The 15,253-nt window shown below is 72.0% G+C and carries 11 protein-coding genes; 3 read left to right on the top strand and 8 right to left on the bottom strand.

Features of this window, described 5'->3' with window-relative positions; genetic code table 11:
- Positions 1 to 7: 7 nt before the first annotated feature.
- Together AB0B50_RS14850 and AB0B50_RS14845 are read right to left on the bottom strand one after the other, a co-directional pair.
- Complete coding sequence (locus AB0B50_RS14850) at positions 8 to 2,029, bottom strand: glycogen debranching N-terminal domain-containing protein (protein WP_362330477.1); 2,022 nt, start codon at positions 2,027 to 2,029, stop codon at positions 8 to 10.
- The gene (locus tag AB0B50_RS14845) at positions 2,026 to 3,609 is read right to left on the bottom strand and encodes a hypothetical protein (protein WP_362331568.1); all 1,584 of its coding nucleotides are present in this window, start codon (positions 3,607 to 3,609) and stop codon (positions 2,026 to 2,028) included. The genes AB0B50_RS14850 and AB0B50_RS14845 overlap by 4 nt, the downstream gene beginning before the upstream one ends.
- A 290-nt stretch (positions 3,610 to 3,899) precedes the next feature.
- Here AB0B50_RS14845 and AB0B50_RS14840 point away from each other — a divergent pair, with 290 nt between their 5' ends.
- Together AB0B50_RS14840 and ppdK are read left to right on the top strand one after the other, a co-directional pair.
- The gene (locus AB0B50_RS14840) at positions 3,900 to 5,198 is read left to right on the top strand and encodes an ROK family protein (RefSeq protein ID WP_362330474.1); all 1,299 of its coding nucleotides are present in this window, start codon (positions 3,900 to 3,902) and stop codon (positions 5,196 to 5,198) included.
- 427 nt (positions 5,199 to 5,625) lie between these two features.
- Positions 5,626 to 8,361, top strand: coding sequence for a pyruvate, phosphate dikinase (ppdK, locus tag AB0B50_RS14835; protein WP_362330471.1), 2,736 nt, complete (start codon positions 5,626 to 5,628; stop codon positions 8,359 to 8,361).
- 156 nt (positions 8,362 to 8,517) lie between these two features.
- On the opposite strand, the gene AB0B50_RS14830 is transcribed toward ppdK, so the two are convergent.
- From AB0B50_RS14830 to AB0B50_RS14805, 6 genes are all read right to left on the bottom strand, one after another.
- On the bottom strand, positions 8,518 to 9,072 hold the full coding sequence (locus tag AB0B50_RS14830; protein WP_362330468.1) for a hypothetical protein: 555 nt from the start codon (positions 9,070 to 9,072) through the stop codon (positions 8,518 to 8,520).
- 450 nt (positions 9,073 to 9,522) lie between these two features.
- Entirely contained in the window at positions 9,523 to 10,743 is a 1,221-nt protein-coding gene (locus AB0B50_RS14825) for an FAD/NAD(P)-binding oxidoreductase (RefSeq protein ID WP_362330465.1), read from the bottom strand.
- 3 nt (positions 10,744 to 10,746) lie between these two features.
- On the bottom strand, positions 10,747 to 10,935 hold the full coding sequence (locus AB0B50_RS14820; protein WP_362331565.1) for a ferredoxin: 189 nt from the start codon (positions 10,933 to 10,935) through the stop codon (positions 10,747 to 10,749).
- A 31-nt stretch (positions 10,936 to 10,966) separates the two neighbouring features.
- The gene (locus AB0B50_RS14815; protein WP_362331563.1) at positions 10,967 to 11,824 is read right to left on the bottom strand and encodes a fumarylacetoacetate hydrolase family protein; all 858 of its coding nucleotides are present in this window, start codon (positions 11,822 to 11,824) and stop codon (positions 10,967 to 10,969) included.
- A 5-nt stretch (positions 11,825 to 11,829) separates the two neighbouring features.
- A complete protein-coding gene (locus tag AB0B50_RS14810) occupies positions 11,830 to 12,756 on the bottom strand; it encodes a 3,4-dihydroxyphenylacetate 2,3-dioxygenase (RefSeq protein WP_362330462.1) in 927 nt (308 codons plus the stop codon).
- Positions 12,749 to 14,284, bottom strand: a complete 1,536-nt coding sequence (locus AB0B50_RS14805; RefSeq protein WP_362330459.1) for an aldehyde dehydrogenase — start codon at positions 14,282 to 14,284, stop codon at positions 12,749 to 12,751. The genes AB0B50_RS14810 and AB0B50_RS14805 overlap by 8 nt, the downstream gene beginning before the upstream one ends.
- A 156-nt stretch (positions 14,285 to 14,440) precedes the next feature.
- Between AB0B50_RS14805 and AB0B50_RS14800 the strand changes: the two genes are divergently transcribed.
- A complete protein-coding gene (locus tag AB0B50_RS14800) occupies positions 14,441 to 15,169 on the top strand; it encodes a gamma-glutamyl-gamma-aminobutyrate hydrolase family protein (RefSeq protein ID WP_362330456.1) in 729 nt (242 codons plus the stop codon).
- The last annotated feature ends 84 nt before the right edge of the window (positions 15,170 to 15,253 follow it).

Genomic DNA, 15,253 nt, shown 5'->3' with positions numbered 1-15,253 from the left:
AACGCAATCAAACAGAACCCGGTGCCCCCGCCGTCGCCGTGAGCAACGCCAGCGGGGCCGCCGCCGAGCGCGACTCCAGGACGCACGAGTGCGGGTAGGGGACCGGGGCCGGGTGGGCCGCCCTGTCGTAGCCCGCGAGGACCTCCGGGAGGCGGCCGTCCGCGGTGGCGGCCGCGGCGACCAGGCCCCCCGCCACGGTGCGGGCCTCGTCGTGCAGGCCGTAGCGGGCCAGGCCGAGGGCGATCAGGGCGTTGTCGTGCGGCCACACCGAACCCCGGTGGTAGGAGAGGGGATGGAAGGCCGCCTGGCCCGACGCGACCGTCCGCACCCCCCAGCCCGAGAAGAAGTCGGGCTCCAGGAGGCGCCGGCCCACCGTCTCGCCGTACTCCTTGTCGAGCAGCCCGGACCACAGCAGGTGGCCCGCGTCCGAGGCGAGGGCGTCGACCTGGTGCCCTTCGCCGTCCAGGGCGAGCGCGGGGAAGCCCTGTCCGGGCATCCAGAAGTCCCGCTGGAAGCGCCTGCGCAGGTCGGCGGCCGTCTGCGCGAGGAGATCGCCGTAGACCTTGTCGTCCCAGACGGTCCACGCGAGCCATGCGGTGCGGCGCAGGGCGTCGTACGCGTACCCCTGCGCGCCCGCCGCCATGACGGGCCCCGTCGCCCCGCTGCCGTCGGCGGAGCAGATCGCGCCGGGCGAGTCCTTCCAGTTCTGGTTGGCGAGGCCGCCCTCGTCCGCGCGGTAGACGAGATAGCCGCGCGAGGTGAGGCCGCCGTGGTCGAGCATCCAGCCGACGGCGGCGCGCGCGGCCCCCTCCAGCCGGCGGGCGGTCGCCGTGTCCCCCGTCTGTTCCGTGTACGCGCCGAGCAGCACCAGGAAGAGCGGGGTCGCGTCGACCGAGCCGTAGTAGCGGCCGAACGGCACCTGCCCGAAGTGTGCGAGCTCGCCGCGCCGCACCTCGTGGACGATCTTGCCGGGCTGGGCGACCGCACCCTCGACGGCCTCGGTGGCCTGCGTCGCGGCGAGCGCGGGCAGCGTCGCCGCGGCCAGGCGCGGCAGATAGGGCAGGGCGAAAAGCGAGGTCAGCAGGGCGTCGCGGCCGAGCAGCGTGAGGAACCACGGCACGCCCGCGCCGGGCACGCTCAGCTCCTCCCCGTCCGGCCCCTTCGCGGGCACCTGCAGGACGGCGAGGTCGGCGAGGCCGCGCGCGCAGGCGGCGGCGAGATCGGGCCAGCGGGTGGGCAGCGTGACCCCGGACGCGAAGTCCTCCTCGATGGCCGCGAGTTGGCTCATCGCCTCACCGGGCGAGGCCGGCACGGCGACCGCGGGCTCTCCGTGCGGATGCGCGGCGACACTCAGTGCCACCTGGGCGGTGCCGTGCGCGTCGAGTTCGAGGACCCAGACGAGGCGGCGCGCGCCGGCCCCGGTCTCCTCGACGGCGTCCGGCGCGGGGTCGGCCGTGACCGTCGTACGCGAACACCATTCGCCCCGCCGGTAGACGAACTCGACCCCGACGACGCCGACACTGTCGCCTTCGCCCTCGCCGCCACGTTCGCCCTCGTCGGCCTCCAGCGGCCGTCGGGACCTGACGGCTCCCGACTTCGCGTACGTACGGTGGTCGGCGCGCAGCTCGAACTGGTCGGTGAAGTCGGCGTCCACGGTCAGCGCGAGCAGCACCCGGGTCGGCACGGCGCGGTTGCTGACGACCCGTAACGACTCCACGAACGCGCCCTCGGCGACGGCCTGTTCACGGAAGACGGTGTACGCGGGCGGCTCCTGACGGCCACCGCGCGGCACCAGGACACAGCGTGCCGCCTCGGTGGCGGCGCCCGAGGTGTCCACGGGCGTGAGGACTTCGGGCACGGCTCCGTCGACGGTCAGCTGCCAGCGGCTCAGGTGCCGCGCGTCCCGCACGAAGAGGCCGTCCGGGCCCGCGCCGCCGCCCCGCACCCCGCCGACGCCGCTGATGTCGCCGCCCGTGCCGACGGCCACGAACGTCCGTCCCCGGACCAGGAGTCGATGCCGATCACTCATGCCCACACCTCGTTTTCACTGAGCCCGCCCCGCTCGTCTTCCTCGTCCCGCCCGCCGCCGCGCCCGCCCTCTTCTTCTTCGGCGAGCAGGTCCAGCGTGAGCGCCGCCGTCCAGCCGAAGCCGCGTGCGCCGCGGCCCCTGCCGGTGTACGGATCCACGTACTCGGCGAAGTCGGACGCTCCCGCCACGTCGAGCATCTCCTCGCGCAGCGCGTCCGCCCGCGCCCGCTCGCCGTGCAGTCGCAGCCCTTTCTCCACAAGCCAGTTGGTGTTGAACCACGCGGGTCCGCGCCAGTATCGGTGCGCGTCGAAGGCGGGCGCCGTGAGGTCGTGGCTCGGCACGAGCCGCGCCGGTCCACCGAGCCCGAAGTGCGGCCCACGGGCGGTGCGCACCAGGGCCGTGGCGACCTCGCGCGGCAGCGCGGGCAGCACGAGCGGGACCAGGCCCGTGACACCGCGCTCGGGGATGAGCCGGCCGGTGCCGCTGGTACTGCCGGTGCCGCCAGTGCTGCCGGTGCTGCCGGTGCGCAGGTCGCGGCAGAGGAAGATCTCCCGGGCGGGGTCCCACAGTCGGTCCACGAGCGTGCGGGTCAGGGCATCGGCGCGGGCTCGGCGGGCCTGGGCGGTGTCGGGGGTGGGCGGTCCGTCGTCAGACAACCGCTCCTCAGACAACCGCCTATCAGGCAACCGGCTCTCAGACGACCACCCCTCAGACAACCGGTCCTCAGACAACCGGCCTTCAGACAACCGGCCTTCAGACAACCGGTCCTCAGACAACCGGCCTTCAGACAACCGCCCCTCCGACAACTCCCCCTCAATCAACGCCAACGCACACTCCGACACGATCAGCAGCGCGTTGAAGGAGGGATCCTCGACGCGGAATCCGCCGGAACCTGCGGGTTCGTCCGCGTACCCCCGATCGCGGTACTCCGCCGCGAGCCGCACGTATCTGCCGTAGTCCAGGTCGGTCGGCCGGTCCTCACAGGCGCCGTGGTCCAGGTCGGCCCGGCGATAGGCACCCCGCTCCGCGGGGTGGACGCGGCTCAACGGGGCGTCCCAGCAAGGGCTGTTGTCCATGCCCTGCTCCCAGGGGTGCACCACGGCGGCGAGCCCCGCCCCGCCCGCGTCCCTGGCCCTCAGCAGATAGCGGTGCCAGGCGGCCAGGCGCGGCCGGATGCGGGCGAGGAAGGAGCGGGCCCTGGAGAGGCCGGGGTCGGCGCGGTGCACCAGCCAGGCGGCGAGCGCGTGCACCGGCGGCTGCACGATCCCGGAGGTCTGCACACCGCCGGGGGCTCCCGCCGGGCGACCGGCCGATGTGGAGCGCCAGAAGTCGGGGCTCGGGAAGTACGCGTCGAGGGGGACGGCGTCGTCGAAGACGATGTGCGGCACGCGGCCGTCGCCCCACTGCGCGGCAAGCAGCGTCTCCAGCTCCAACTGCGCCCGCAGCGGCGAGAGATGGCGCAGGCCGATCGCGATGAACGCGGAGTCCCAGGACCACTGGTGCGGATAGAGCGCCCGTGACGGCACGGTCGAGGTGCCCGTCCAGTTGGCCCACAGCACCTGGGCCGCCCGCTCCCGCAGCTCGCGCCGCGCCGCGGAGTTCGGGCGGGCACCCGGCTGCGCACGGGCGGTGGTCACGCTGCGGTCCACGCGGGTCTCCGATCTCCCCGAGGCACTGGACGGCCCGTCAGTTCGGTGCCATCCACCATAGAGTTACGTCCACTTAACACGCAAAACCCTGAGCGTAACGTGGAGTTGACGAACACAAGGGGTACGGATTCGGCGCGGACGGGAGAAGCTGGAGTGCACCGGGGGCCGGTTCCGGCCGTACGGTGTGCGGTGCCGGGTGCGGAGTCGAACGGGAGGGGCGCATGGGCGCGGGTGGGGCGACAGATGTCGGCACGGCGGGTTCCGCGACCGCGCGGGGCCTCGCGCGCGCGGAGCCGTCACGGTCCGCGAGGCACCCGGGCCCCGGAGACCTGCTCCACCTCGTCCGCAGTGGACGCGCCACCACGCGCGGCGCCCTGCAGCAGGTCACGGGCCTGTCCCGGGCCACGGTCGGCCAGCGCCTGGACCGGCTCTTCCGCGCGGGCTGGTTGCGGGAGGGCGCCGGGGACCCGGTGGAGTCGCCGCTCGGCGGGCGGCCCTCGATCCGCCTGGAGTTCGACGACGCGCACGCCGTCGTGCTCGCCGCCGATCTGGAGACACGGCACGCGAGGGCCGCCCTGCTCACCCTCGGCGGCGAGATCGTCGCCGAGCGCTCCTGGCCGCTGGCGATCGAGGACGGCCCCGACGCGGTCCTCGGCGACCTGGGCGCCCGCTTCGGCGAGCTGCTGCGCGAGTCAGGCCACCCGGCCGCTTCGGTCTGCGGCATCGGCCTGGCGGTGCCGGGCCCGGTCGACAGCGCGACGGGCCGCGTCGTGCAGCCGCCGATCATGCCGGGCTGGGACGGGTACGACATAAGGGGCCGCCTCGCGCGGGCCCTCGCCGAGGAGACCCGCACGGCGGCGGGTGCAGGCACCCCCGCCGACCTGCCCGTCCTCGTCGACAACGACGCCAACCTCATGGCGTACGGCGAACAGCGCACCCACTACCCGGCCTGCTCGGCCTTCGCCCTGGTCAAGGTCTCCACCGGCATCGGCGCGGGCGTCGTCGTGGACGGCGCGGTCTACCGGGGCATCGACGGCGGGGCCGGCGACATCGGCCACATACGGGTGCCCGAGGGCACCGACACCCTGTGCAAGTGCGGTTCCTACGGCTGCCTCGCCGCGGTGGCCAGCGGCCGCGCGGTGGCCCGTCGGCTCACGGAGGCGGGCGCGCCCGCCGCGTCCGGCTCGGATGTGCGGGCCCTCCTGGAGGCGGGCGACCCTCAGGCGGTGGGCCTTGCGCGCGAGGCCGGGCGGCACGTCGGCGAGGTCCTCGCGACCGTCGTGACGCTGCTGAACCCCGGCGTTCTCATGATCGCCGGAGATCTGGCCGGAACTCCCTTCCTGACCGGCGTGCGCGAGCTGCTCTACCAGCGGGCGCTGCCCCGCTCCACGGCCCATCTGGACGTGGTCACCTCGCGCCTGGGCGAGCGCGCGGCCCTGATCGGCGCGGCAACGCTCGTGGTCGAGCACCTGTACGCCCCGGAGCGGGTGGAGGAGCGGCTCGCGGCGCTCGGTGTGTAGCGGTGCCGGGACGTGCCCCCGGGGTGCGTCCGAACGTCTCGAAGTGGGTCCGGATGCTGACATCCGGCCCGTTCAAACAGCGTGATTCTCGCCACCCCTGATAGGCCTTGCGCTCAGATGAGCGCAATTTTGGCGACTGCACTTCTCCAAGGGGTGGCACTCAGTGCCAATGCTCGATCATTCATGAGGTGAACTCACATCTGAGTTCACTCCGCTCATGTGAGCAAATCCCAGGGTCTACGGGGGTTGCGAGTTCAAGACTTGAACACAAGCGCGCCGCCAGGGCTACCGTTCAGTCACTTTCGATCTAGCGGCGGACGGGTGGTTACGGCCGCATGACGCACAAGTGGACGTACCCAGGCGCCTTCGATCTGGGTATGTTCCTCGCCGTCAGGGCAGCCACCGAGCTCTCGAGGAGTCGAGACCCGTGTCGGAAAACAAAGATCCCCACGTAGCTCACACGAGTGAGAGCACGAAGTTCGTTTACGACTTCACCGAGGGCAACAGGGACCTCAAGGACCTTCTCGGCGGGAAGGGCGCGAACCTCGCCGAGATGACCAACCTCGGGCTGCCCGTCCCTCCGGGCTTCACCATCACCACCGAGGCGTGCAAGACGTACCTCGACAGCGGCGACGAGCCCGTCGAGCTGCGTGACGAGGTGAGTGCGCACCTCGACGCCCTCGAGAAGAAGATGGGCAAGAAGCTCGGCCAGGCCGACGACCCGCTGCTCGTCTCCGTGCGCTCGGGCGCCAAGTTCTCCATGCCCGGCATGATGGACACCGTCCTGAACATCGGGCTCTCCGACAAGTCCGTGACGGGCCTCGCCAAGCAGTCCGGCGACGACCGCTTCGCGTGGGACTCCTACCGTCGGCTCATCCAGATGTTCGGCAAGACCGTCCTCGACGTCGACGGCGACCTCTTCGAGGACGCGCTGGAGAAGGCCAAGGAGGCCAAGAAGGTCACGGTCGACACCGACCTGGAGGCGGGCGACCTCAAGAAGCTCGTCACCAAGTTCAAGAAGATCGTCAAGACCGAGGCCGGGCGGGACTTCCCGCAGGACCCGCGCGAGCAGATGGACCTCGCCATCAAGGCGGTCTTCGACTCGTGGAACGGCGAGCGCGCCAAGCTCTACCGCCGCCAGGAGCGCATCCCGCACGACCTGGGCACGGCCGTCAACGTCTGCTCGATGGTCTTCGGCAACCTCGGCCCCGACTCCGGCACGGGCGTCGCGTTCACCCGCGACCCGGCCTCGGGCCACCAGGGCGTGTACGGCGACTACCTGCAGAACGCGCAGGGCGAGGACGTGGTGGCGGGCATCCGCAACACCGTGCCGCTCGCCGATCTGGAGCAGATCGACAAGAAGTCGTACGACCAGCTCATGCAGATCATGGAGACCCTTGAGACGCACTACAAGGATCTCTGCGACATCGAGTTCACCATCGAGCGCGGCCAGCTGTGGATGCTGCAGACCCGCGTCGGCAAGCGCACCGCCGGTGCCGCCTTCCGCATCGCGACGCAGCTCGTGGACCAGGGCCTGATCGACGAGGCCGAGGCGCTGCAGCGCGTGAACGGCGCCCAGCTCGCGCAGCTGATGTTCCCCCGCTTCGACGAGGACGCGAAGGTCGAGCAGCTCGGCCGGGGCATCGCCGCGTCACCGGGTGCCGCGGTCGGCAAGGCGGTCTTCGACTCGTACACCGCGATCAAGTGGTCGCGCTCGGGCGAGAAGGTCATCCTGATCCGCCGCGAGACCAACCCCGACGACCTCGACGGCATGATCGCGGCCGAGGGCATCCTGACCTCGCGCGGCGGCAAGACCTCGCACGCCGCCGTCGTGGCGCGCGGCATGGGCAAGACCTGTGTCTGCGGCGCCGAGGACCTTGAGGTCGACACCAAGCGCCGCCGGATGACGGTGGGCGACACCGTCGTCGAGGAGGGCGACGTCGTCTCCATCGACGGCTCGACCGGGAAGGTGTACCTGGGCGAGGTGCCGGTGGTTCCCTCCCCCGTCGTCGAGTACTTCGAGGGCCGCATGCACGCGGGCGCCGACGACGCCGACGAGCTGGTCGCCGCCGTGCACCGGATCATGGCGTACGCGGACCGGGTACGGCGTCTGCGGGTCCGCGCCAACGCGGACAACGCGGAGGACGCCCTCCGCGCCCGTCGCTTCGGCGCGCAGGGCATCGGCCTGTGCCGCACCGAGCACATGTTCCTCGGTGAGCGCCGCGAGATGGTCGAGCGCCTGATCCTCGCCGACGCCGACGACGAGCGCGAGGACGCCCTGAAGGAGCTTCTGCCGCTGCAGAAGCAGGACTTCGTGGAGCTCTTCGAGGCGATGGACGGCCTTCCGGTCACCGTCCGTCTCCTGGACCCGCCGCTGCACGAGTTCCTGCCCGACATCACCGAGCTGTCGGTGCGCGTCGCGCTCGCGGAGTCCCGCAAGGACGCCAACGAGAACGACCTGCGCCTGCTGCAGGCCGTGCACCGCCTGCACGAGCAGAACCCGATGCTGGGTCTGCGCGGCGTGCGCCTGGGCCTCGTCATCCCCGGTCTGTTCACCATGCAGGTGCGGGCCATCGCGGAGGCCGCGGCCGAGCGCAAGAACGCCAAGGGCGACCCGCGCGCGGAGATCATGATCCCGCTCGTCGGCACGGTCCAGGAGCTGGAGATCGTCCGCGAGGAGGCCGAGCAGGTCATCGCGGAGGTCGTCGAGGCCACAGGCGTCGAGCTGAAGCTCGCGCTCGGCACGATGATCGAGCTGCCGCGCGCCGCGCTCACCGCGGACCAGATCGCGGAGGCCGCCGAGTTCTTCTCCTTCGGCACCAACGACCTGACGCAGACCGTCTGGGGCTTCTCCCGCGACGACGTGGAGGCGAGCTTCTTCACGGCGTACCTGGAGAAGGGCATCTTCGGGGTCTCGCCCTTCGAGACCATCGACAAGGACGGTGTCGGCAAGCTGGTCAAGGACGCCGTCAAGGCGGGCCGCGCCACGCGCCCCGACCTCAAGCTCGGCGTCTGCGGCGAGCACGGCGGTGACCCGGAGTCCGTGCACTTCTTCCACGAAGTGGGCCTGGACTACGTCTCCTGCTCGCCGTTCCGTATCCCGGTGGCCCGCCTGGAGGCCGGCCGCGCCGCCTCGCACTCCGCGGGCAGCGACCACCGGTAGCCAGACCCCGGGACCGTCGCCGTGTCCCCGACCCTCAGTACCGATGCGGCGGCGGTTCCGGTTCGCGATGGAGGGGCAGCACCCGTGCGGGGGTGCTGCCCCTCCGGCATGCCGCCGCCATGGCAGTCGGCGTGTCCGCCCATTGCCACTGCCGACTCATTCCGTTCTCAGCTCGCGGCTTCCGGCTCGGTTCTTCGCGATGTTTCGCGTCTTCTTGGTGTTGGCTGACTCGGCGACCAGGGCGAGTACCGCCGACGACGTCGAGTGCTCGGCGAGGAAGCGCTGCATCCAGTCCGTGGCCTCCGCCAACTCGGCCGGTGTCGGCACGTGACCGTCCTCGATGGACAGGTAGAACAGCCAGTCGTGGATGCGGCGGCGGATGAACTCGCCGTACGCCTCCGTCTTGAGCTGGGCGATCTCCGGCAGCAGTTCGGCCGACCACTGCCGGAACTCGGCAGGACCGGTCACCTTCCCCGCGATCTCGTCCACGAGGGCGACCACCGCCGTCTTGGACCCCATTTCATCGGGGTCGCGCAGGATCGTGGCCACGAGCGCGCGGTCTCGGTCGCGGCTCCGCGAGGAAGCGGTCACCGAGACGACGCGTAGGTACGCGGACGTTCGGACGTGGTCGTCCGCGACGGCTTCGTCGACGTCCACGTCGACGATGCCGGCCTCCGCCAGCAACTCGGCCACATCGGAATCCAATGTCATCGCTTCCCCCCCTTCCCGCAGGTCTTCTTGGCGGCCTCGAGTCGCTCTGCTTCTTCCTGCGCCGCCTTGTTCCGCCTGCCGAGCTTCCTGACGGCTGTCCTGATCTGCGGCTTGTAATGATCCACCGCTTGTTGCTGCTTGCGCGACAGCTCCGGTTGGCCCTTGATGGGTTTGCCGTTCGGCCCGATCCTGACCTCGCGGCCCCCCGCCACCGGTGACATGGGCGTGCGCCGGTTTGTGGACGTCGTACTCGTGCACGACGTCGTTCACGCCGTTCTTGTCGGCATCGAGGAGGGAAAGGCCGAGAGGGTCGATCCACATGAACGGGTTGGGAAGGCAACTGTGCGGCGCGAAGCCACCGCCGCTCGTTGGGACGAACGTCGATGGCCTGGCCGACTGGGGTCATCTGCGTGTTCCGGGCCCCGGTCCTGATCGCTTACGTGCGGTTCCTCAAGCGCACCGGAAGTCCGCCTCCGCCGCCGGCACGGGCAGCGCAAGCAGCTCCGCCCGGTGGCGGGAAGCGGCCGCCGCGGCTGCCGGGCCGCCCAGTGCGGCCACGCCGATCAGGCGCTCTCCCTGGTAATAGCCGTAGAGCAGGTCGCCGTCCGCGGAGTCCGGGTCGCCTTCGAGGAGACGGGTCCGGTCGGCGAGGGCGGGCAGGCCGAAGGACTGCAGGCGCATCGTGAACTGGTCGCTCCAGAAGGACGGCAGGGGTGCGCAGGGCGCCGGGTCCCGTGGGATGCCGGTCAGGCCGGCGAGCAGGGTGCGGGCCGCGTGGCGGGCGGTGTCGCCGGGGACCGACCAGTGCTCCACGCGGCGCGGCAGCGGGCCGTAGCGCGGGTTCGGGAAGCGGGCCACGTCGCCGACGGCGACCGCGTGCGGGAGGCCGCCGATGCGCAGGTGCGCGTCGCACAGGATGCCGTCGGCGAGGTCGATGCCCGCGGTCGCGGCCAGCCATTCGGTGTTGGGCAGGGAGCCGACCGCCTCGACGAGCACGTCGGCCCGTACCTCGGTGCCGTCGTCCAGCACGGCGCCGTGCGGGGTGAGTTCGGTGGCGAGGCGGCCCATCAGGAACCGCACGCCCCGCGCCTCGTGGCGTCTGCGCAGCGCCCGTGCGAGGTCCTCGCCGATCGAGAGGACCATCGGCTCGTTCTCCGGGGCGACGACGGTGACCGCGCAGCCCGCCGTGCGCGCGGTGGCCGCCACCTCGCAGCCGATGAAGCCGGAGCCGATCACCAGTACCCGGGGGCCCGCCGCCAGCCTGGCGGCCAGGGCCGCCGAGTCCTCCAGCGTGCGGACGACGTGCCGGGGCGGACCCCCGGACAGCGGGAGCCTGCGTGGCCGCACCCCCGTCGCGGCCACCAGACCCTCGTACTCGTACGCCGAACCGTCGGCCAGCGTGAGTGTGCACGCGGCGAGGTCGGCGGACGCGACCGCCGCGCCCAGACGCCATTCGACGTCCTCGACGCTGGAGCGGCGGCGCAATTGGGTGGCATCGGCGGGCACCTCGCCCGCCAGGAGCTCCTTCGACAACGGGGGCCTGTTGTAAGGGAGATGGGGTTCGTCGCCGAACATGGTGATCGTGTCGCGCCAGCCCGCCGCACGCAGCTGCTCCGCCGCGCGCAGACCGCCGAGCGAGGCCCCGACAACGGCGATGCCCGCCCCTTCCACGCCTCAGCCCTCGACCCGGATGGCCTGCAGCGGACACACGTCGGCGGCGTCCTCGGCGTCGGCGCGCAGCGATTCGTCCGGCGAGTCGACGTATGCGAGGTGGCCTTCCTCGTCGAGCCGGAAGATGTCCGGCGCGGCGAAGACGCACTGCCCGTGGTCCTGGCAGACGTCCAGGTCGACGATGACCCTGATCATTCTCGAACTCCCTTGCCGGTCGGGCGATTCAGCGGCGCGGCGGGCGGACGCCGCGGAACTCCCAGTCGCCGCCGAGTGCCGTGGACAGGACCTCCTCGGACTCGGTGGGCTGGGCCCCGACGTCCGTGCGGACGGCCGTCGGCCCGGTCACGATGCGGTTGGTGAGGCGGCCGAGGCCCTCGGCCTCGACCTCGACGACGTCGCCGGGCACGACGGGCCGGGAGCCCGCGGGCGTCCCGGAGAGCAGCACGTCGCCGGGTTCCAGGGTGATGGTGCGGGCGATGTCGGCGACGAGGTAGTGCATGTCCCAGCGCATCTCGTCGGTCGAACCGTCCTGGACGAGTTCGCCGTTGACGTACGTCCGCAGGCGCTTGCCGTGGAAGTCCCAGCCGGTGACCAGGCCGGGGCCGAGCGGGCAGAGCGTGTCGGAGCCCTTGACGCGGAGCATCGATCCCGCGTCGGTGTCGCGGAAGTCGTGCAGACCGAAGTCGTCGGCGACGGTGTAGCCCGCGATGTACGAACCGGCGTCCGCGGGCGCGATGTTGCGGCAGGTGCGGCCGATGACGATGCCGATCTCGCCTTCGTAGTTGAGGTACTTGCAGCCGTCGGGGCGCACGACGGCGCCGCCGTGGCTGTTGAGGGCGGAGACGGGCTTGTGGAAGTAGGTGGGCGCGGGCGGCAGCCGGACGCCGAACTCCTCCACTCTGCTGCGGTGGTTGAGGTGCACGGCGATCACCTTGGTGGGGATCACGGGAGGCAGGTGGTGCGCCTCGGCCGCCTTGACGCGGCGCCCGTCGGCGGCGACCAGCTCGTCGCCCTCGCGCACGACGCGGACGGCGGCGCCCTCCAGCAGGACGCGGCGGTACTCGATGGCGGTGGCCCTCATGCGGCTCATGCGGCTGCCTCGCTCGGGTCGGTGTCGGGGGCGGCGTCGCCGGTCCAGCCGTCGGCCGGGCGGTCGAACCACAGGTGCATCTGGCCGGTGCCGACGGAGTTCTCGTACGCGCTGTAGGCGCGGCCCGGGGCGGTGCAGCGCTCCTCGCCGAGGGCGCCGATCATCATCAGGTAGTGGCCGAAGCGGGCTTCGGGTTTGTGGTCGAGGAACTCCGGCATGGTGCGCAGGACTTGGGCGTGGTCGCCGCGCTCGAACCACTCGATGCGCTCCTCGTCGGCGGCGCGCGCCTCGGGGGTGCGGATGTGGGAGGGGTCACTGGACTCGTGGGCGCGCAGTTCGCGCAGCGGCCAGAAGGTGTGCGAGAGGGCGCCGGACGCGACGAGGAGGACCCTGCGTCCTGGCAGCGCCCTGATGCCGTCGGCGAGCGCACGGCCGAGCCGCAGGTGGTCCTCGGCGTCTCCGGTCTGGCAGACCCCGATCGAGACCCACTTCTTCTCGGGGAGGCCTTGGCCCAGGTACGTCCACAGGTTGATGGTGGCGTAGTACACGGGCAGGAAGGGGTCGTCGATCGGGGTGATCCAGGTGCCGTGCCGCTGCGCGAACCGGGCGACGGAGTGGGCGAGTTCGGGGTCGCCGGGGTAGTCGTACGGCATGCGGCACATGCCGCGCGGCAGCTCCTCGGAGGTGAAGAGCCCGGCACGACGGGGCTGTGCGGAGACCACGAACTCGACGGTGGTCGCCCAGTGCGAGTCGAGGACGACGACGGTGTCGTAGTCGAGCGTCTCGAAGACGTCGGCGCGCAGCTTGCGCAGGCCGGGGACGAGGCTGATCTCGCGGCCTTCGTTGAGTTCCTTGCGGGTCTCCTCGGGCAGCACGATGGTGGGCACGTGGGCGAGGAGCCCGGCGCCGACGACCTCACCCATGGCGAGCCTCCCGTCCTTCCCCACGCTCTCGGCCCCGCTCGACCAGGGGAGACCCCACTGGCGCGGTCACGGTGTTCTTCAGGTCGCAGTAGAAGTCGAAGGACCAGTCGCCGCCCTCGCGCCCGACGCCGGACTGGCGGGAGCCACCGAAAGGCGCGGAGAGGTCGCGTACGAAGAAGCAGTTGACCCAGACCGTGCCCGCGACGAGCCGTGCGGTGATCCGCCGGGCGCGCTCGCGGTCGCCGGTGGCGAGGGTGGCGGCGAGGCCGAAGCGGGTGCCGTTGGCGAGGCGGACGGCCTCGTCGTCGTCGCCGTCGGGGAAGGTCTGGAGGGTGAGGACGGGCCCGAATACCTCCTCCTGGACGATCTCGGAGTCCTGGGCGACGTCGGTGAGGAGGGTGGGGAGGTAGTAGTTCCCGCCCAGTGCGGTGTTGCGGCCGCCGCCGGTGACGGCCTTGGCGCCCGCTTCGAGGGCACGGCGCACGAAGCCGTCGACGCGCTCGATGTGCCGGGGGTGGATGTTGGGGCCGATGTCGGTGGCCTCGTCGCGGGGATCTCCCTGGGTCAACTTCGTCACCCGGTCGAGAAAGTGACCGAGGAATGCGTCGCGTACGGACTCCTCGACGAGGATGCGGGTGCCGGCGAGGCAGACCTGTCCCGCGTTGTCGTACTGCTCCACGGCGAGGTCGGCCGCGAGCTCCAGGTCGGCGTCGGCGAGGACGAGCAGCGGTGACTTGCCGCCGAGTTCGAAGCTGCAGGGCACGAGGTGCGCGGCCGCGGCCTCGGCGATGCGTCGGGCGGTCGGCACGGACCCGGTGAAGCTGATGCGGCGCACGTCGGGGTCGCCGGTCAGCGGCGCCCCGACTTCGTCCCCGTACCCCTGAACGACATTGAAGACGCCCGGCGGCAGCCCCGCCTCGTGCGCGATGTCGGCGAAGAGCGAGGCGGTCAGCGGCGTCCACTCGGCGGGCTTGAGCACGACGGTGGAGCCCGCGGCGAGGGCCGGGGCGATCTTCCAACTGGCCAGCATCAGCGGGGCGTTCCACGGCGTGATGAGCACGGCGGGCCCCGCCGGGTCCCAGCTGACGTGGTTGGTGTGTCCCCTGGTGTCGAAGTCGTCGTGGCCGAGGGCGAGGAGCCGGTCGGCGAAGTAGCGGAGGTTGTGGGCGACGCGGGGCATGACGCCGCGGCGGTGGGAGGCCAGCAGGGCGCCGTTGTCGGTGGTCTCGACGATCGCGAGGTCCTCGATGCGGGCCTCGACCCCGTCGGCGACGGCGTGCAGCAGCCGGGCGCGCTCGGCGGGCGGCGTCGCGGCCCAGCCGGGGAAGGCGTTGCGGGCGGCGACCACGGCGGCACGTGCCTCGCCGGGGCCGCCGCGTGCGATTTCGGCGAGCGGGGCGCCGTCGATGGGCGAGCGGTCGGTGAAGGTGGCCCGGGAGGCGGAGGCGACGCGGGCGCCGCCGATCCAGTGCCGGGTGTCGACGGTGACACCGGCGACGGTCGCGGTGCGGGTATCGGGGGGAGCCATCGCAGACCTCCGATTCGTTTGAACCCAAACAACATTATGAGCGGTGGGGTAAGGGGTCAACCCCTCGGTGAGGACGCTCTGTTGAGATATTGTTTGGGTTCAAATGAGATGTGGAGGCGCGTGCGCACGCGGCCCACGGTCCCCTTGGAGGCACCGATGCCGGAGCACCTCCCCCGCCCCCTGATCGCCCTCCCCCAGCGGTACGCCGCGACGACCTCCGCCCTGCGCTACGCCGCCGTGGTCACCGCGCGGGCCCTGGCGGACGCCGTGGTCCGCGCGGGCGGCGAGCCGTTCATGATGCACCCCGGCCCGCCGGACGAAGCCGCCGAACGCCTTGCGCGCTGCGCCGGGCTGCTGCTCCCGGGCGGCGGCGACCTCGCGCCGTGGCGGTACGCGCGGGGCGCCGACACCCACCGGTCCGTGTACGACGTCGACGACGCGCAGGACGCCTTCGACCTCGCCCTCGCGCGGTGCGCGCTGGAGCGGGGGGTGCCGACGCTTGCCGTGTGCCGGGGCATGCAGGTGGTGAACGTCGCGCTGGGCGGGACGCTGCGGCAGGACATGGGCGGGCCCGAGTCGGAGCATCGGCACAAGGTGCATCCGGTGCGGGTTTCCCCCGGCTCCGCCGTGGCTCGGGCTCTGGGCGCGGGCAAGGCGGAGGCATCCTGCTATCACCATCAGTGCGTGGACGGCCTCGGCCAGGGGCTCGTCGCGTCGGGGTGGGCGGAGGACGGGACGGTGGAGGCGGTCGAACTCGTGGGCGCGAAGAGGTGGTTCGCGGGGGTCCAGTGGCATCCGGAGGATACGGCCGGGGTGGATGAGGCTCAGCAGGGGTTGTTCGCGGGGCTCGTTCGGGCTGCCGAGGGGTTCGCGGGTTGTGCGTGAGGTGCGGGCCGGCCGGGGCTTGTCGGGGGGTGGGGGGGCGCGGGCGGCCGCGGGCGGGGGGCGGGGGGGGGGGGCGGGGGCGGC

Source organism: Streptomyces sp. NPDC041068 (genome assembly GCF_040647455.1).
GTDB lineage: Bacteria > Actinomycetota > Actinomycetes > Streptomycetales > Streptomycetaceae > Streptomyces.
The sequence above is the reverse complement of the archived record's forward strand: the minus strand, read 5'-3'. Positions and strand labels throughout refer to the sequence as shown.